Source organism: Amycolatopsis bullii, from assembly GCF_014654205.1.
GTDB classification, from domain to species: domain Bacteria; phylum Actinomycetota; class Actinomycetes; order Mycobacteriales; family Pseudonocardiaceae; genus Amycolatopsis; species Amycolatopsis plumensis.
In genome coordinates this window covers 107522-125520 of the sequence record NZ_BNAW01000024.1, presented here as the reverse complement: position 1 = coordinate 125520, position 17999 = coordinate 107522, and the positions used below count along the sequence as shown (strand labels likewise).

Annotated in this window: 16 protein-coding genes and 2 tRNA genes; 13 read left to right on the top strand and 5 right to left on the bottom strand. The window is 71.2% G+C overall.

Annotation, left to right across the window (positions count from 1 at the left end):
* Positions 1-420 precede the first annotated feature (420 nt).
* Together cimA and IE317_RS25290 are read left to right on the top strand one after the other, a co-directional pair.
* Complete coding sequence (cimA, locus tag IE317_RS25295; RefSeq protein ID WP_191313815.1) at positions 421-2025, top strand: citramalate synthase; 1605 nt, start codon at positions 421-423, stop codon at positions 2023-2025.
* A 32-nt stretch (positions 2026-2057) separates the two neighbouring features.
* Positions 2058-2828, top strand: coding sequence for a fumarylacetoacetate hydrolase family protein (locus IE317_RS25290; RefSeq protein WP_191313814.1), 771 nt, complete (start codon positions 2058-2060; stop codon positions 2826-2828).
* Here the strand turns inward: IE317_RS25290 and IE317_RS25285 are convergent.
* The gene (locus IE317_RS25285; RefSeq protein ID WP_191313813.1) at positions 2825-3664 is read right to left on the bottom strand and encodes an alpha/beta fold hydrolase; all 840 of its coding nucleotides are present in this window, start codon (positions 3662-3664) and stop codon (positions 2825-2827) included. The two genes, IE317_RS25290 and IE317_RS25285, sit on opposite strands and share 4 nt — an antisense overlap.
* A gap of 112 nt (positions 3665-3776) precedes the next feature.
* On the opposite strand from IE317_RS25285, the gene IE317_RS25280 reads away from it, so the two are divergent.
* Positions 3777-4268: an RNA polymerase sigma factor gene (locus IE317_RS25280; protein ID WP_191313812.1), complete on the top strand. Its 492-nt coding sequence runs from the start codon at positions 3777-3779 to the stop codon at positions 4266-4268.
* A complete protein-coding gene (locus tag IE317_RS25275; RefSeq protein ID WP_191313811.1) occupies positions 4265-4729 on the top strand; it encodes an SRPBCC family protein in 465 nt (154 codons plus the stop codon). Before IE317_RS25280 ends, IE317_RS25275 begins: the two co-directional genes overlap by 4 nt.
* 109 nt (positions 4730-4838) lie before the next feature.
* Here IE317_RS25275 and IE317_RS25270 read toward each other — a convergent pair whose 3' ends face one another.
* Complete coding sequence (locus IE317_RS25270; protein WP_229902905.1) at positions 4839-6077, bottom strand: FAD-dependent oxidoreductase; 1239 nt, start codon at positions 6075-6077, stop codon at positions 4839-4841.
* A gap of 418 nt (positions 6078-6495) precedes the next feature.
* Here IE317_RS25270 and IE317_RS25265 point away from each other — a divergent pair, with 418 nt between their 5' ends.
* From IE317_RS25265 to IE317_RS25235, 7 genes are all read left to right on the top strand, one after another.
* Positions 6496-7323, top strand: a complete 828-nt coding sequence (locus IE317_RS25265; protein WP_229902904.1) for an HAD family hydrolase — start codon at positions 6496-6498, stop codon at positions 7321-7323.
* A gap of 49 nt (positions 7324-7372) precedes the next feature.
* Positions 7373-7444: transfer RNA gene (locus tag IE317_RS25260), tRNA-Gln, on the top strand.
* 102 nt (positions 7445-7546) lie between these two features.
* Positions 7547-7622 (top strand) — tRNA-Glu (locus IE317_RS25255).
* Between the two features lie 692 nt (positions 7623-8314).
* On the top strand, positions 8315-8977 hold the full coding sequence (locus IE317_RS25250) for an HU family DNA-binding protein (RefSeq protein ID WP_191313809.1): 663 nt from the start codon (positions 8315-8317) through the stop codon (positions 8975-8977).
* 179 nt (positions 8978-9156) lie between these two features.
* Entirely contained in the window at positions 9157-10614 is a 1458-nt protein-coding gene (locus IE317_RS25245; RefSeq protein ID WP_191313808.1) for an FAD-dependent monooxygenase, read from the top strand.
* Positions 10611-11684, top strand: a complete 1074-nt coding sequence (locus IE317_RS25240) for a hypothetical protein (RefSeq protein WP_191313807.1) — start codon at positions 10611-10613, stop codon at positions 11682-11684. The genes IE317_RS25245 and IE317_RS25240 overlap by 4 nt, the downstream gene beginning before the upstream one ends.
* Before the next feature lie 26 nt (positions 11685-11710).
* Positions 11711-12310 (top strand): TetR/AcrR family transcriptional regulator, encoded by a 600-nt coding sequence (locus IE317_RS25235; RefSeq protein WP_191313806.1) that lies wholly within the window; start codon positions 11711-11713, stop codon positions 12308-12310.
* 168 nt (positions 12311-12478) lie between these two features.
* Here IE317_RS25235 and IE317_RS25230 read toward each other — a convergent pair whose 3' ends face one another.
* From IE317_RS25230 to IE317_RS25220, 3 genes are all read right to left on the bottom strand, one after another.
* Positions 12479-12892: a histone-like nucleoid-structuring protein Lsr2 gene (locus IE317_RS25230; RefSeq protein ID WP_191313805.1), complete on the bottom strand. Its 414-nt coding sequence runs from the start codon at positions 12890-12892 to the stop codon at positions 12479-12481.
* A gap of 247 nt (positions 12893-13139) precedes the next feature.
* Positions 13140-13325 (bottom strand): hypothetical protein, encoded by a 186-nt coding sequence (locus IE317_RS25225; protein ID WP_191313804.1) that lies wholly within the window; start codon positions 13323-13325, stop codon positions 13140-13142.
* Between the two features lie 432 nt (positions 13326-13757).
* Complete coding sequence (locus IE317_RS25220) at positions 13758-14429, bottom strand: HU family DNA-binding protein (protein ID WP_191313803.1); 672 nt, start codon at positions 14427-14429, stop codon at positions 13758-13760.
* A gap of 631 nt (positions 14430-15060) precedes the next feature.
* Between IE317_RS25220 and IE317_RS25215 the strand changes: the two genes are divergently transcribed.
* Together IE317_RS25215 and IE317_RS25210 are read left to right on the top strand one after the other, a co-directional pair.
* Entirely contained in the window at positions 15061-16803 is a 1743-nt protein-coding gene (locus IE317_RS25215) for an ATP-binding protein (RefSeq protein ID WP_191313802.1), read from the top strand.
* Positions 16804-16838: 35 nt separating this feature from the next.
* Entirely contained in the window at positions 16839-17999 is a 1161-nt protein-coding gene (locus IE317_RS25210) for an exonuclease SbcCD subunit D (protein ID WP_191313801.1), read from the top strand.

Genomic DNA, 17999 nt, shown 5'->3' with positions numbered 1-17999 from the left:
GCCAGAACACGGCCGGTGGCGCCGGGTCAAGGCACGCTTTCCCGCCTTGACGCGGTGCTGCCGGCCGTCGTCACAATGGCGGCTTCGGGGTGGTGGGCACCAAGCTTGCCGGCCACGGAGACCTGTACCCACCCAGGCCAGCCGCACCTGAGGACCAAACCCGACCAGCGGCCCCACGCAACAGCGACCGACCTCGCCGGAATCCCGAGGGCGGTGTTCCCGAATGGTGGGAGCTTGGCCCAGTTCCTGGACTCGTCCGCGAACCGTGTGGCATGATGCGACCGTGACCAGCTTCGCGATCATTATCGACGAGCGCGCCGGACGATAGCTCCACAAGAGCCCCCGGCGCGCAACCTCTCGCACCCCTGCGGGAGGTTTTTTTGTTGCCTCGAAACGCCAGGAAGACGCTAGGAGAAGACCGTGACCCGCAAGGAGCCCGCCGATACCCCGCTCGGCGACGCCTTCCACCTCTACGACACCACCCTGCGCGACGGTGCGCAGCGGGAGGGCATCTCCTACTCCGTCCAGGACAAGCTCGCCGTCGCGCGGCTGCTGGACGAGCTGGGTGTCGGGTTCATCGAAGGTGGCTGGCCCGGGGCGCTCCCCAAGGACACCGAATTCTTCGCCCGGGCCGCGAAGGGCGAGCTGAAGCTGCGCCACGCCGCCCTCGTCGCGTTCGGCGCCACCCGCAAGGCCGGCACCACCGCCGACGCCGATCCGCAGGTCCGGGCGCTGCTCGACAGCGAGGCCCCCGTTGTCACCCTGGTCGCCAAGTCGGACCTGAGGCACATCGAACGCGCTCTCCGCGTCGACGTCGATGAGGCCTGTGCGATGGTGAAAGACACCGTCGAGTTCCTCACCAGGGAAGGCCGGCGCGTCTTCCTCGACGCGGAACACTTCTTCGACGGCTACGCGCATTCCCCCGAGACCTCGCTCAGGGTCCTCGACGCCGCCGCCCACGCGGGTGCCGACGTCCTCGTGCTCTGCGACACCAACGGCGGGCAGCTTCCCCTCGGGCTCGCCGAGACCGTGCGGGACATCAGGGAAAAGACCGGATTCCGGCTCGGAATCCACTGTCAGGACGACACTTCCTGCGCCGTGGCGAACTCCGTCGCCGCGGTGCAGGCCGGCGTGACGCACGTCCAGTGCACCGCCAACGGTTACGGGGAACGGGCCGGCAACGCCGACCTGTTCGCCGTGACGGGAAATCTGGTGACCAAGCTCGGCCTCGACGTCCTCCCGACCGGAGGCGCCGCCGAGCTCACCCGGGTCTCCCATGCCCTTGCCGAAATCGCCAACCTCGCCCCCTACACCCACCAGGCTTACGTAGGGGCGTCGGCCTTCGCCCACAAGGCGGGACTGCACGCGAGCGCGATCAAGGTGGATCCGTTGCTGTACAACCACATCGATCCGTCTTCCGTCGGCAACGACATGCGGGTACTGGTCACCGAGATGGCCGGCAGGGCCAGCCTCGAGCTCAAGGGACGTGAGCTCGGGGTCGACCTTGCCGGCCGACCCGAAGCGCTGTCGAACGCGCTCACCAAGGTCAAGCGGCTCGAGGCCGAAGGCTGGTCCTTCGAGGCCGCCGACGCCTCCCTGGAACTCCTGCTGCGTCAGGAAGCCGACGTCCCCGCGGAGGCGCCGTTCGCGCTCGAGTCCTACCGCGTGGTGCTCGACCACCGCTCCGACGGCGAGGTGATGGCCGAGGCCACGGTCAAGGTGCACGTCGGCGGCGAGCGCGTCATCGCCACCGCCGAGGGCATCGGGCCGGTGCACGCCCTCGACGCCGCCCTCCGGAAGGCACTGAGCCCGCACCTGTCCTGGTTGGACAGTGTGGAGCTGGCCGACTACAAGGTGCGCATCCTCCAGGGCCACCCCGGCACCGACGCGGTGACGCGCGTGCTGGTCGAGAGCACCGACGGCGAACGCGAGTGGACCACCGTCGGCGTGCACGGCAACATCGTCGAGGCCAGCTGGCTGGCCCTGTGCGACGCGCTCGTCCACAAGAGCACCACCGTGGCCTGAGGGTACGGGCCGGGCGCACGTAGAATGGCCGCGTGCGCCTAGCCCGAATTGCTCATCCCGGTGGTGTCGCGTTCGCCTCGATCGAAGGCGACGGTGACGACGCCCAGGTCCTGGAAATCGCCGAACACCCCTTCGGCCAGCCGAACTTCACCGGCAAGCGGTGGCCGCTGGCCGACGTCCGGCTGCTCGCGCCGATCCTGCCGTCCAAGGTGATCGCCGTCGGCCGCAACTACGCCAAGCACGCGGCCGAGTTCGGCAACGAGGTGCCCAGCGCCCCGATGCTCTTCATCAAGCCGTCGACCACGGTCATCGGGCCTCACGCGGCCATCCGCCGCCCGTCGGACGTCGGCCGCGTCGACTTCGAGGGCGAGCTGGCCATCGTCATCGGGCAGCCGGTGAAGAACGTGCCCGCCGCCCGCGCCGCCAGCGTCATCCTCGGCTACACGATCGCCAACGACGTCAGCGCCCGCGACCTCCAGAAGTCCGACGGCCAGTGGGGCCGCGCCAAGGGCTTCGACACCTTCTGCCCGATCGGCCCGTGGATCGAGACCGCGATCGACGCGTCCGACCTGTCGCTGAAGGCCGAAGTCGACGGCGAGCTCAAGCAGGACGGCCGTACTTCGGACCTCGTCCACAAGATCCCCGAGCTGGTCGAGTTCGTCTCCGGCGTCATGACGCTCCTGCCCGGCGACATCATCCTCACCGGCACGCCCGAGGGCGTCGGCCCGATCGAGGGCGGCCAGAGCGTCTCGATCACCATCGAAGGCATCGGCACCCTGACCAACCCGGTCGAGAACGTCTAACTCCCGCCGAACAGCGCCCGCGCCGCCGCGACGACGGCGTCCGGGCGCTGTTCCGGGATCAGGTGCCCGCAGTCGGCGAGCACCCGCACCGGGAGGACGTCGCCCAGCAGCTCCGGCGGCACGAGCACGTCCCGGCCGCCGGCCAGGATCTCGGTCGGCATCCGCGGCCGGTCCGCGCCCGGGCGCCGCAGCTTCGGCAGGTCGTGCACCACGAACTGCCAGTTCAGCTGCTGCCCGGCCCGGGCCTGCCCGGGACGGCGGCTGCGTTCGGCGAACTCCGCGACGCCGTCTTCGGCCGCGCCCCAGTGCCGGAGCAGGAACCGCGTCAACCCCGGCCAGTGGCGCAGGACGGCCGGGCCGAGCAGCGGGAGTTCCCACAGCGTCGTGTGCCAGAACCGCCACGCGGCCCGGCGCAGCGCCCGCCGCGCCGGCCACGGGTGGGTCATGGTGAGCGCGAGGTGCGCGCGGACCCGCTCCGGGGCGCGCAGGCACAGCGCGAACGCCGTCCACGCGCCCCAGCCGTGGGAAACAATCGGGACTTCGTCGAGGCCGAGCGCGTCGAGCAGGGCGAGGAGGTCGTCGACGCGGGTCGCGGTGTCGTAGCCGTCCGGCGGCGCGTCGGACCAGCCGGCGCCGCGGAAGTCCGGGCAGAGCACGCGGTGGTCGGTGGCCAGGCCCGGGATCACCCGGCGCCAGGCGTACCAGTGCTGCGGGAAGCTGTGCAGCAGGAGCACGGGCGGGCCGGAACCGGCCTCGGCGACGTGCAACCGGACCGCGCCGGCCTGGACGAAGCGGTGTGTCACGCCGTCGACGGCGGGGAAGGGATCTTCGTTCACGCCAGGAGGAGAGACCTCGGGCGCGCGGGGTTCCCCGCGGAAAAGGTGACGAAGTCCCCGGGAACCTTTCGCCGGGTGGCCGCCTCCACCCAGGCGGAGGACGAGGAGGCGCATGGACCCGACCGAGCTCGTGCGCGCCGCCCAACGCGGCGACGCGCTCGCGATGCAGGAGCTGCTGGGCCTGCTCACGCCGTACGTCGGCAGGCTGTGCGGCCCCATCGCGCTCGACGACGGCGCCGACGCCACCCAGGAGGCGCTGATCGCGATCTTCCGCAACCTGCGCGGCCTCGCCGAACCGGCCGCGGTGTTCGGCTGGGCCCGCGCGATCGCGGTGCGGGAGGCGGTCCGCGTCGCCCGGCGCGCCCGGCGGGCGGTGCCCGCCGAACTGGCCGACGCCCCGGCGGCCGTCGACGTCGAGCTCGGCGTCGACATCCGCGACGTGCTCGACCGGCTCGCCCCGGAGCACCGGGCGATCCTCGTCCTGCGGGACGTCGAAGGGCTGGACGAGCAGGCCGTGGCCGAGCTGCTCGCGGTGCCGGCGGGCACGGTGAAGTCGCGCCTGTTCCGTGCGCGGCGGAGTTTCCGGAAGGAGTGGGGTCGATGAGCTGGCCGGTCGCCGAACTGGACGCGGTCCGCCGCCTGGGCGTGCTGGCGGCGGCGCTGCCGGGCGCGTTCTTCGCCGAGACGGTGGTGGACGCGCCGTTCGAGGACGTCTGGGCGGTGGCCGCGGACCTGGAGGGCGAGCTGCCGCGGCTGCTGCGGAACGTGCGGTCCGTGCGGGTCGTGGGAGAGGGGGAGCACGTCGTCGCCGACATCACGGGGTATTTCCGGCTGCACGACCGGTTCGACGTGGTGCTGCGCCCGGGGTGGTGCGTCATGCAGGGCGGGCGGGTGGTGGGCGGGATGGCGGCGGTGCCGGAGGGCAGCGCGACGCGATTCGCGTTCCTCGGCGGGCTGCGCGGCCCGGGCACCCGTGCGGCCGCCCCGCTGCTGCGCCGCGTGGGACGGCCGGTGGGCCGGGGACTGCTGGAGCGGCTGCACAAGAGGGTGGGCGGGCCGCGGTAACCGACCCTCCGGGTACGCAGGCCGACTGTCTGGGCGCGTGGGCCGACCGGCTGAGCCCTTGCCCGTGCGGTGAAGGCCACCCCGGTCCGGGGTGGCCTTCGGTGGTTCCTCAGCGCTGCACCGGCTCCATCGCCCGCCGCGCGAAGGCCGGGGCGTGCTCGGGGCGCAGGCCCAGGCCCAGCAGGCGTGCCGGGAAGTACGACAGCTTCGGGAACCGGGCGAACGCCTTGACCATCGGCTCCGGCGGGCCGTTGCGCTTGCCGTTCATCACGCCGCGCACCACCGTCCGGTGCATCAGGCGCTGCAGCCCCTGCACCAGCAGCGTCGGCGCGAGGCGCCGCGCACGCACCTTCGCCAGCTCAGCCTCCGTCGGACGGCCGCGGCGCAGCGGCTCGGCCAGCAGCGTCGCGGCCGCGACCGCGTCCTGCACCGCCAGGTTGATGCCCACGCCACCGATCGGCGACATCGCGTGCGCCGCGTCGCCGAGGCACAGCAGCCCGTCGACGTGCCACTGGGGCAAGAGGTTGAGCCGCACGTCGAGGAACTTGACGTCGTCCATCGTCGCCAGCTCGTGCACCCGGTCGTGGAACTCGGGGCAGATCTGCGTCACGTTCTCCCGGAACGCCTCGATGCCCTGCTTGCGCAGGTCCTCGCCCTTCGGCGCGAGGTAGGCGACCTGGTAGAAGTCCGGCCGGGGGAGCGGCACCGCGAAGCGGCGGTCGCGCATCTTCGGCAGCAGCATGTTGCCCGCTTCGCCGTCGCCGCGGGAGAGCCGGAACCACCAGACGTCGAACGGGCAGTCGTACTCCCGCGGCACCAGGCCGGCCTCGCGGCGGGCCAGCGACCAGCGGCCGTCGGCGGCGATCACCAGGTCGGCGCGGATTTCGCCGGTCTCGCCGGCGCTCGTGCGGTAGGTGATGCCGGCGACCCGGCCGTGCTCGCGGACCAGGCCGGTGCACTCGGTCTCCATCCGCTGGGCGAACGTCGGCTCCTTGCGCGCGCTTTCGGCGAGCAGGTCGAGGAAGTCCCACTGCGGCACCATCGCGATGTACGGGTGCGCCACCTTGAGCCGGGTGAAGTCGGCCAGCTTCATCAGCTCGCCGTTCTCCTGGGGGAAGCCGGCCGCGGTCAGCTCGCTGTGCGGGAGCGCGTCGAACTTCTCGCCGAGGCCCAGCTCGTCGAGCAGCGTCAGCGTCGACGGGTGGACCGTGTCCCCGCGGAAGTCACGCAGGAAGTCGGCGTGCTTCTCCAGCACCGTCACCTCGACGCCGGCCCGGGCCAGCAACAGCGCCGTGACCATCCCGGCCGGCCCGCCACCGATGACGACGCAGGTCGTGCGCTCGGTCATCTCGACCATCTCCCTTATTCATCGCTTGTTGAATAACTTGAGGATGCACCCGCCCGGCCCCGGCGTCAAGGGCTTTGACCGGGGATACGCTGATCGGGCGACGGTCACGCGCTCTCGCTCCGGTGATCAGAAACCGTCCAAACGCGACAGTTGGTCGGCGGTGTTCCGGCTTCGCGCCGCTTGGGGCGGCGATATGCGGAAGTGCTCTTGTGGACGGAGTGGATTTCCTTGCGGCAGAAGGGCTTTCGGCGAGGAATCGATTGCTGTTCCGCGGGAGCGGGCGTCGGCGACGCTCGTGGCGGATAACCGAACGGGGACGGTGCGCCAACTGGGAGTAGAGCCGGTGCGCCGGAACAGGCGAGCGGCTATCACCTCTTTGGCAGCGTCGCGAACGCGGCGGTTGCCCTAGCCTCACTGGGTGGATTTCGCCCTGGCACCCCGGACCCCTTCGCGAACCGCCCCGCCCGCCGCGGCGGCGTCCGAGCCCTGGGCGCCGCCCGAGCTCCGGCTGGTGTGCCTGGACATCGACGACACCCTCATCGACTGCACCGCCGCGATCCGCCGGAGCCTCCACATCCTCACCGGCCGGGGCGACCTGTGGCCGCTGTGGGACCTCATCACCGAAGAGCACGTCGCCCTCGTCGTCGCCGGCGAACTCGACTACGCGACGATGCACCAGCGGCGCACCGACTGCTTCCTCGCCGAAATCGGCATCTGCGCCGACGCCGAGCAGGTGAGCTCGTTCGAGCGGCGCCGCCGGGAGCTGCTCGACCACTCGTGGCAGCTGTTCGACGACGTCCTCGACTGCCTGGAGTGGCTGCGCGCGGCCGGCCTGATGCTGGCCGCGGTGACGAACGCCTCGGGTGGCCACCAGCGGAAGAAGATCGCCGACCTCGGCCTGGCGCCGTTCTTCGACCACGTCGCCATCGCCGGCGAGCTCGGGGTCGCCAAACCCGACCCGGTGATGTTCCACACGGTGTGCCTGGGCCTGGGCTGCGCGCCGGCCCAGGCGGTCCACGTGGGGGACAAACTGGACACCGACGCGATCGGGGCCCGCGACGCCGGGCTGGGCGCGGTCTGGCTCGACCGCGACCGCATCGGCGCCCGCGCCCCGGAGGGCGTCCACACGGTGGCCGGCCTCGCCGAGCTGCCTGAGCTGCTGGTTTCGGAGTACGCGACGATCGGCGTCCCGGCCCAGCGGGGCAGTGGCACCCCCGCGTTCACGGTCCGGAACGGCGTGCTCTAGTATTTCTCCTCGTGCGGTGCTGAACCGGCCAGCCGGAGCGGTACCTCACTGGGGTATGGTGTAATTGGCAGCACGACTGGTTCTGGTCCAGTTAGTCTAGGTTCGAGTCCTGGTACCCCAGCTGCGGAGAGTGACCCCCCCTGCGAAGCGGGAAATCGCTTCTGGTAGGTTCTCTCCAGCAAGAAAAACAGAAAAGCCCCTGGGAAACCAGGGAAGATCCTAAGCCCCCGTCGTCTAGCGGCCTAGGACGCCGGCCTCTCACGCCGGTAGCGTGGGTTCGAATCCCATCGGGGGTACCAGCAGCATCACCGGAGCGGGACTGACCAGGTCGGTCCCGCTTTTTGCTGTGCGGATGCCCTGCGGCGGAGCCGGAGGAAGATCGCGCTCGCAGCGTTTCCGCCGCTCGAGGGGTGAGCGTGACGACGGCGGCCTGCTGCGATGACCGTCGAGCCCAACACCGCCCCGACGGTGCGAGGCGGTCATCCCGGCAGGCCGCCGTCTCGTTCCCGAGACCCCGTCCCGAGTACTGGGGAACTACCCAGCCGGGCTGTGCGTCAATCGCTCCGAAGCGAATCGGCTGGAACCGGTCGACGCCGCTGCGGATCGCCTCGACGATCAACGAGTACTCGTTGCCGTCCGCATCTTTGTACACATTGGACGCTCGCCGCAGGGATTCTCGCGCGGGGTCGGGCCTTCGGCGGCCAGGGGCGGTGATCTTCGCCGTCGGCCAGGAAGCGCTTTCTGGCCCGCTGCGCGATTGCGCTCCGGCTCCGCAAAGTCGATCAATTGTTCGAATTTCCCCGCTGTCCTGTCTGGACGCCGGTGGCGTCGGGCGCACGGCTCGGGCATTCGCCTTCGGTTCGGGCGGCAACCCCTGCGACACAACAGGGTTGAGGTCCTGCCCCTGTTTGGATTTGCGCGATGCTGGTAATAGTCTATGGCGTGTCGGCCGTGATGGGCCTGACTGGTAGTTCCACTTTGGAGGACTGGAATGACGAACAAGGCCCAGCTGATCGAGGCGCTGTCGGAGCGCCTGGGCGATGACAAGAAGGTGGCTGCGCAGGCCGTGGACGGTCTGGTGGACATCATCATCCGGACGGTCAACAAGGGCGAGAAGGTCAACATCACCGGGTTCGGCGTGTTCGAGAAGCGCGCTCGCGCGGCTCGCACGGCGCGCAACCCGCGGACCGGTGAGGCCGTGAAGGTGAAGAAGACCAACGTGCCCGCCTTCCGCGCCGGCACCACCTTCAAGGACGTCATCTCCGGCACCAAGAAGCTCCCGAAGGCCACGCCGGTCAAGCGCGCCACCACCGCGACCCGGGCCACGGCCACGAAGACCGCGGCCGCCGCGGCTCCGGCCAAGGCGACCACGACCCGCGCCACCCGTGCCGCCGCGGCGAAGCCGGCCGCGACGACCACGCGGACCCGGGCCACCGCGGCGAAGCCGGCCGCCAAGGCCACCGCCACCACCGCCACCAAGGCGGCCCCGAAGACCGCCGCGAAGACCACAGCGGCCAAGGCCACCACCGCGAAGGCGACCACGGCGAAGGCGACCACCACGCGCGCCAAGACCGCCGCCGCCAAGCCGGCCGCGACCAAGACCGCCGCGACCAAGGCTCCGGCCAAGCGCACGTCGGCCACCAAGAAGAAGTAACCCCCGCTTCACGGCCGAAGGGCCCCGCACCGGATCCGGTGCGGGGCCCTTCGACGTCTCGTGACTTGGACGAAGCCTGCGACGCCCGTCCACTGTGGACTCCCCAGAGAGGCTTGACAGCGCCGGTCGTCATTCATACATTCGGTGTCTCTTTGTATGAATGACGGGAGTTGATCCGCATGCGGCTCGGCAAGACCGCCGTCGTCCTCGGGGGCAGTGCCGCCGGTCTCTGCGCGGCCGGCGCGCTCGCCCCGCACTTCGACCGCGTGCTGGTGCTGGAACGCGACGAACTGCCCGACGGCGCCGAACACCGGCGCGGCGTCCCGCAGAGCAAGCACCCGCACTTCCTGCTCAACTCGGGCCGGCGCGCGATCGGCGCGCTGTTCCCCGGCTTCGAGGACGACCTCATCGCGGCGGGCGGGTTGCTGCTGATGCCGTCCATGGACGCCGCCTACCTCGACGGGCCGGGCTGGTCGGCCCGCAAGCGCAGCGCCATGACGATGATCTACGGCTCGCGGATCCTCATCGAACGCGTCCTGCGGGACAAGGTCCGGGAGCTGGCGAACGTCGCCGTCCGCGAAGGGGTCTCCGTGCGCGGCCTGACCACCGCCGACGGGGAAGTCACCGGCGTCGGCTTCAGCGCCGCCGACGGCGAGGAGCACGTCGACGCCGACTTCGTCGTGGACGCGATGGGCCGCGGGTCCCCGGTTTCCGGGTGGCTCGCGGCGGCCGGCTGGCCCGAACCCGAGGTGCAGACGCTCGACGCCAAGGTCACCTACACCTCGCGCTGGTACGACCTGCCGGCCGAACGCCCCGCGTCCTGGTGGTGGCGGCACCTGGTGATCATGCCGACGCCCGACAAGGGCGAGCACCCCGCCGAGCACGACTTCCTGGTCAACTTCTTCCCGATCGAGGGCAACCGCGTCATCGCCTGCATGGGCTCGTGGGGACTGGAGATGCCGAGCACCACCGACGCGTTCCTCGAGACGGCGCGCCGGGTGCGGACGCCGTTGTTCGCCGACGCCATGGACCGGTGCGCCCCGGCCTCGCCGGTCCACCTCACCCGCTCGACCGGCAACAAGTGGCGGCGCTACGACCGCCTGCGCACGCGGCCGCGGCGGCTGGTGTTCGTCGGCGACTCGATCTGCGCGTTCAACCCCTTCTACGCCCAGGGCATCAGCTCCGCGTCGGCCTCGGCGCTGCTGCTGCGCGAGCACCTGTCCGGAGCCGAGCGGCTCGACGCGAAGTTCACCGCGCGCTTCTTCGCCGCACAACGCGGATTGCTGCGCGTGCCGTGGCGCCTGGCGATGGCCCGCGACCAGGGCTACGCGTGCGCGGTGGGCACCGAACGGCTGCCGGAGTGGCGGCGGCGCATCGTCGCGGCGATGTCGGCGCCGGCGTTCAGCCTCGTCGTCGGCGCGGCCCGCGAGGACGACGTGGTCGACGAGCACTTCGCGAAGGTGTTCAACCTGGACGAATCGCTGGGGCAGATGCTGCGCAACCCGCGGGTGCTCGCGGGCCTGGTGCGCTACCGCGTCCGCGCGGCCCGGGGACGGCACCGCGTGCCGTTCGGGTTCGATCCCCAGGCGGAGCCGCCGGCCACGGACTACTCACCGGCGACGGCGACCGCGCGATGAGCGCGACGTGCGGGCCGGACGCCGAAGCCGTCACCCGCGGACTCGGCTTCGACTGCCACGACGTCGCGCCGGTGGTTTCGGTCCGGCCGCCGTGGGCGCTCGCCCACTGGACGATGCCGCTGCTGGAGGTGCTGATCGTCGGCGGCGCGGTGTTCGCTCTGGTGCACGCGCTGCGCCGTCGCCGCGAGGGCGATCCGGTGAACCTGGCGCTGTGGTGGGCTTCGCTGGTCTACCTCTTCGTCACCGAGCCGCCGCTGTACTTCCCGGAGTGGTTCGGGCTCGACCGGCTCTACGGCTTCATCTTCGCCCACAACCTCTTCACCGTGCAGTTCATGGGGGACCGGCTGCCGCTCTACATCGTGGCGTTCTACCCGGTGATCAGCCAGCTCGCCTACGAGCTCGTGCGCTCGCTCGGGCTCTTCCGGCACGGCGCGCTGCGGGGTGCGGTGGCCGTCGCCTTCGTCTGCCAGGTGTTCTACGAGGTCTTCGACCACCTCGGCCCGCAGCTGAAGTGGTGGGCGTGGAACCCGGCCAACGCGATCGTCAACCACCCGGCGCTGGCGTCGGTGCCGCTGAACAGCATGCTGCTGTTCGCTTCCGTCTCGATGGCCGCCATGACCTACCTCGTCGTGCGGCTGACCGGTGGGCCGCCGCCGCGCCGGCTGACCCCGCGCATCCTGCTGGCCGGCGTGCTCACGCCGCCGACCATGGCGATCGCCGGAATCCCGTCGAGCCTCGCCGGTGACGACACCACCGCGCGAGCGTGGATCCTCGGCGTCGAACTCGGCCTCCTGTGGCTGGCCGGCGCCTGGATCGTCGTCGCGCACCTGCGTGCCGGGGAGCCACGCGAGCCGCTGTCGGCGTTCACGCGGGTCTATCCCGCTGTTTACCTCGGCGGGATGGCGGTGTTCTGGCTCGGCGCGCTTCCGGGCTACCTCGCCGCGAAGGACGGCGTCACCGCGGACGGCACCCCGGTCGGCAGCGGGCTGTACGCGCTTGCCTGCTTCGCCGGGGCCGGCCTGCTGGTGTTCGCGCTGTACCGGCGCGAGCGCGCCCCTGTCCCCGGCTGAGCGCGCCGCTCGGGGAAGATGGCGGGATGGGGCACCACGGCTGGCAGGGCAACCCGCCCGGAACCGAAGACGAGGCACGCCGCCGGATCGTCGAGGCGGCGACGGCGTGCCTCGACCGGGCCGGCCTGGCCAAGACGAGCCTTTCCGACGTCGCCGCCGAGGCGGGCGTCACCCGGCAGACCGTCTACCGCTACTTCCCGGGCCTGAAGGACATCCTGCGCGCGGTCGCGCTGGCCGGCGTCGAGGAGTTCGCCGGGCGGATGGAGCGGCACCTGGCCGCGTTCGGCACGGCGGCGGAAGCCGCGGTGGAGTCAGTGGTGTTCGCCGTCCGGACGCTGCCCGGCGAGCCGCACATGGGGCTGCTCCTGCAGGCGGGCGAAGCGGACTTCTTCACCGACGGCGTCATCTCGCCGCTGGCGTTTTCGTACGGCGCGCGGATCCTCCGCAACCTGCCGGTCGACTGGGCGGCCGCCGGGATCGCGACCGACGAGGAGCTTCGTGGCCTCGCCGAGGTCCTAATGCGGCTGTTCCTGTCGTTCCTGCAGTACCCCTCGACCCCGCCGCTCACCGACGACGAACTGCGCGCCCTGGTCCGCCGCTGGATCGGCCCGGCGCTGCGCGGGTGAGTTTCCGGAAAACGCCCGCACGGAATGCGCTGACAATTCCTGACAACGCGGGCGTGTGATGCCTCCCACGTCCGGCCCGCAAAAAGCCGACGGCGGTGACGGGGGACGTTCCGCCCCCGCCACCGCCGCTGCGGTGATCTCTCCCCAGTGATCTCCCGGCCACCGGGGTTACTTCTTGGCGGCGGCGACCTTCTTGCGCGGGGCACGCTTGCGCGGCGGCGCGGCGGGCGTCTCGGCCTCTTCGACCTGGGCCTGCTCGTAGGCGGCGATCACCTCGGAGGACAGGCGTCCCCGCTCGGAGACCTCGTAGCCGTTCGCGTTGGCCCAGGCACGAATCTGCTGGTTGCGCTCGCGGTCGGTCGTGCTGGTCGTGGTCGACTGCCCGGTGGCGACGCGGACCTTGCGGCCGCCGATGCGCCGTCCGGCCGCGATGTAGCGGGCCAGTTCGTCGCGCAGGGCGGTGGCGTTCTCGTCCGAAAGGTCGATTTCGTAGGTGACGCCGTCGAGGCCGAACTGAACGGTCTGGGCGGCGGTGCTGCCGTCGATGTCGTCCAGGATCTCGACGAGGACTTTCTGGGCCACGGGAATGCTCCTCAGCTGGATGTGCGTCCGGGGGAACGCGACGTGTGACAAGTTGCACAATGGTCGGCGTTCTTCGGTGGAGTGTATCCACCCGAGGAGAGGTACGGCAATTTCCTCCCGGACGCGCGGAACGGCGGCGGCCCGGGGTGGTCTGATAGGACCGGCCGCCGCCGTTCCGGCGGGGTCGTGGCATTCGCCCGGCACCGGCCGCGGCGACGGCAATACCGGCGTAAATGCGGCCGGGAATCTACGTTCCGGACGGCGTGGAGCCCTGCTCGCCGTGGTGGTAGGGCGGATCCGTCACGAGCGCCTCGTCGGCGGCCCCTTCCGCGGGATCGGCCAGGTGGGCCTCCGCGGCGGCTTCTTTCGCCTCTTTGATGAGCTGCCGGCTGTGGTCGAGGTCCGCTTCGGGCCGGTTTTCGTTCTCCGTCATCGCGACTCCTTGCGGTCGGATTGCGTTCCGTGCCGGAGGGCTACCCGCGAAGGCTCGAAGGCAACCGTCGGCGTTCACCCCAAGGAGTGGCCGCGGTGCATTGTTCGGCAGTCGGCTGGGGATCGGGTGCGGGGTTGACCGGGACCGGTTCCGCAGGCGGGGAATCCGCGGTGGAATCGGTGGCGGGGGTGTGGTGGCGGGGTTCAAGCCGACGGAGAGCGGTTCAGGCCGATCGGCAGTCGGGGACGGCTCAGGCCGCCCGCGAAGCCGTGAGCGGCGATTTGGGGCTGGTTTGCGCGCACCCGGTCTGCCGCGGTCCCGAGTGGTCGCCGGGCTCGGCCGCGCGCGCCGATCCCGTCCGCGGAGACCCGGAACGCCGGAAGGGCCCCGCACCAGGCAGGTGCGGGGCCCTTCCGAGTCGCCAGAGGGGTGTTACTTCTTCTTGGCGGCCGACGTGCGCTTGGCCGGGGCCTTGGCCGCGGTGGTCTTCTTCGCCGCGGCGGTCTTCGTCGCGGCCGGCTTGGCGGCGGCGGTCTTGGCCCGCGTGGTGGTCGCCTTCGCCGTGGTGGCCTTGGCCGCCGTGGTCTTGGCGGCGGTCTTCGGGGCCGCCTTGGTGGCGGTGGTGGCCTTGGCGGCCGGCTTCGCCGCGGTGGCGCGGGTCCGCGTGGTCGTCGAGCGCGTGGTGGCCGGCTTGGCCGCCGCCGCGCGGGTGGTGCGGGTCGTCGTCGCCTTGGCCGGCGCGGCGGTGGCGGCGGTCTTGGTGGCCGTCGCCCGCGTGCTGGTGGCGGCGGTGGCGCGCTTGACCGGGGTCGCCTTCGGGAGCTTCTTGGTGCCGGAGATGACGTCCTTGAAGGTGGTGCCGGCGCGGAAGGCGGGCACGTTGGTCTTCTTGACGCGGACGGCCTCACCGGTGCGCGGGTTGCGGGCGGTGCGAGCGGCGCGGGCGCGCTTCTCGAACACCCCGAAGCCGGTGATGTTGACCTTTTCGCCCTTGTTGACCGTCCGGATGATGATGTCCACCAGACCGTCGACGGCCTGCGAAGCCACCTTCTTGTCGCCCAGACGCTCCGACAGCGCCTCGATCAGCTGGGCCTTGTTCGTCATTCCAGTCCTCCATAGTGGAACTACTAGTCACGGCCCATCTCGGCCGACACTGCACACGGTATTACCAATACCGCACAAAATCCAACCGGGGGTCGAAATATTTCCTTGTACGAGGGCGGGTTCCGCCGCCTCTGCGGGGGCCGCCGGAAGTCGGCCGGAACGCCGGCCGGACCCTCGCCATGCCTCTGAGCAGGGAAAATACCGGGTAAGAGCCGTCCACAGTGGTCGTCCATATAGGACCCGAGGCCCTTCCGGAGAACTTTTTGCGCGACACGCCGGGTTGGGGGTGTCGCGGCGTGTGGGGGAGGCCACCCGGCCCCGATCCCGCGCCACGGCGGGGGATCGCGGGCCCCTCCCGGCGCGCTTCGCCGTGGGAGCCAGCGGAAGCGGCGCCCGTGACGCCGCGGCCGTCCGGCGCGCCCCCGCGGCACGGCGTTGCGGCGCAACCGGTCCGCCTCCGGCGAAGGCCCGCGCCGGGGTCGGGAGAGCCTCCCCGACGGGTGAGCTCACTCGTTCGGCGCAGTCCCGGCCTGCGGTGACGCCGGTGGCGCACCGTCGTGTTGGGCGCGGGACTGTCGTACCGGCGGGCTAGTCTGCCGCGGGAGGAAGTGCCGGGCGAACAGGGAGAACCGTGGACCAGGAGACGCTCACCACCGTGGTCGGACGGGTGGCAGGCACCGAGGATTCGACGCCGCTGCAGTTCTGCGTGGCCGTCGATCCGGACGCCTACCTGCAGCTCGACGACGTCGTCGTGACCCGGCGGGAACTGCTCGGGCTGGGCCAAGTCACCTCCTACGGCGTCGTCACGCAGGTGACCGCGCGGCACGAAGGCGCCAGCTTCGGCAGCGACGTCTTCCTGATCTCCGACGGGGTCCTGCCCGCCCAGGTGCAGGAGATCGCCGAGATCGCCACCACCCGCGTCGAGCCCGAGTGCTACGTGCCGCCGAAGCCGGGCAGCCGGGTGGAGCGGGCCGTGGGAGAGGATCGCGCACAGGCGCTGTACTTCGACAACATGACCCGCCAGGTGGCGGTCGGCCTCGGCCGCGACGGCGAACCCGTCTACCTCAACATGGACTTCCTCGACGGGACGCGCGGCGCGCACGTCAGCATCAGCGGCGTCTCCGGCGTGGCCACGAAGACGTCGTTCGCGTTGTTCCTGCTGCACTCGATCTTCCGCGGCGGTGCCCTGCCCAACGCCCACAACGCCAAGGCCCTCGTCTTCTCGGTCAAGGGCGAGGACCTGCTGTTCCTCGACACGCCCAACCGCGCTCTCGACGAAAACCTCAAGGCCGAGTACGCCAAGCTCGGCCTGCCCGCGGAGCCCTTCGCGTCCGTCGGCTTCTACGCGCCGCCGACGCCGTCGGACACCACGGGGAAGCCTTACGTGACCGGGCGGACCTCGGGCGTGGGCGCGTTCTGGTGGACCATCGCGGAGTTCTGCGCCAAGGACCTGCTGCCCTACGTCTTCGCCGACGCCGAGGACGAGCGCAACCAGTACACGATGGTCATCCACCAGGTCGCGAACCGCCTGCGCCTCGACAGCACCCCGGCGGGCAAGGACGGCGCGGCGAACGTCGACGGCGTCCTGTGCCGCACCTACGCCGAGCTCGTCGACGTCATCTGCGAGCGCGTCACCGACGAGGAAACCCGCGCGAGCTGGGCGGGTGCGGTCACCGGCGCGGGCACGGTCAACGCCTTCATCCGCCGCCTGCGCTCGAGCCAGCGCGCCCTCTCCGGCCTCATCCGCGGCGACCTCGCCGATCACCCCGCACGCCAGTTGTCCACGGAGAACCAGCAGGTGACCGTGGTGGACATCCACAACCTCGTCGAGCGCGCGCAGCGGTTCGTCGTCGGCGTGACGCTCGCCGCGGAGACCGCGCGCAAGGAGGCGGCCGGCCCGGGCGGGCTGCTGTTCACCATGCTCGACGAGCTCAACAAGTACGCGCCGCGCGAAGGCAGCAGCCCGATCAAGGAGGTGCTGCTGGACATCGCCGAGCGCGGCCGTTCCCTGGGCGTCATCCTGATCGGCGCGCAGCAGACCGCCAGCGAGGTCGAGCGCCGGATCGTCAGCAACAGCTCGGTGCGCATCGTCGGCCGCCTCGACGCCGCCGAGGCGTCGCGGCCGGAGTACGGCTTCCTCCCGGCCAGCCAGCGGGTCCGCGCGACCCTCGCCACGCCGGGCACGATGTTCGTGAGCCAGCCGGAGATCCCGGTGCCGATCGCCGTCGGCTTCCCGTTCCCGGCCTGGGCCACGCGGCTTTCCGAGGCCGGGCAGGTCCCGACGACGACAGCCACCTCGAAGAAGAGCGATCCCTTCGCCGGCCTCCCGTCCCGCGGCAGTGATCCCTTCGGCGACGACCCGCCGCCGTTCTGAGCCCACCGCCCACCACCCGAACGGAAGGACGAAGGGTGAAGTTCCTGCACACCTCCGACTGGCACATCGGCAAGACGCTCAAGGGGCGCAACCGCCTCGACGAGCAGCGGGCCGTGCTCGGCGAGATCGTCCGGATCGCGCGGGACGGGCAGTTCGACGCGATCCTCGTCGCGGGTGACCTCTACGAGACGTCGGCGCCGTCGGCGGCCGCGCAGGAACTCGTGGTGCGGGCGCTGATGGCGCTGCGCGAAACCGGTGCCGAGGTGCTCGCCATCGCCGGGAACCACGACCACGCCGCGACGTTCGAGGCGTACCGGCCGCTCCTGCTGGCGGCGGGCATCCAGCTCACCGGCGACCCGCGCCCGGTCCACGACGGCGGAGTCGTCTCGTTCGACGCGCGTTCGACGGGCGAGCGCGTCAACGTCGCCGTGCTGCCCTTCCTTTCCCAGCGCTACGCGGTCCGGGCCGCGGAGCTGCTCGCCGGGACCCCGGCCGACAACGTCGGCCAGTACGACCAGCGCGTGCGCGACATCCTGGAGCACCTCAAGTCCGGGTTCACCCCGGGCGCGGTGAACCTCGTCATGGCGCACCTGACGGTGACCGGCGGGACGATGGGCGGCGGGGAACGCGCGGCGCAGTCCATCTTCGAGTACCACGTGCCCGCCACGGCGTTCGGCGCCGATCCGCACTACGTGGCGCTGGGCCACCTGCACCGGCGCCAGTCGCTGCCCGCCCCGTGCCCGGTGCACTACAGCGGTTCGCCGTTCGCCGTCGACTTCGGCGAGCAGGACAACACCAGCGTCGTGCTGTCGGTGGAGGTGAGTCCCACCACGCCCGCGAAGATCACCGACATCCCGCTGACCGCGGGCCGGAAACTGCGGACCGTCCACGGCACGGTGGCGGAACTGACCGGCCGCGCCGCGGAGTTCGGTGAGGACTACCTCCGGGTGTACATCCGCGAAGCGACCAGGGCGGGGCTGCGCGAAGAGATCCAGGAAGCCCTGCCGAACGCCCTGGAAATCCGCATCGACCCGGAGTTCGCCGCGCCGGTGACGACCTCGGGCGGCGACCGCGCGGTCGCGGACCGTTCGCCGGGGGAGCTGTTCGCGAGCTACTGCGCGGAACGCACGATCGAGGACAAGCGCGTGCAGGCGCTCTTCGCGCGGCTGCACGACGAAGAGACGAGCGGGGTGTGA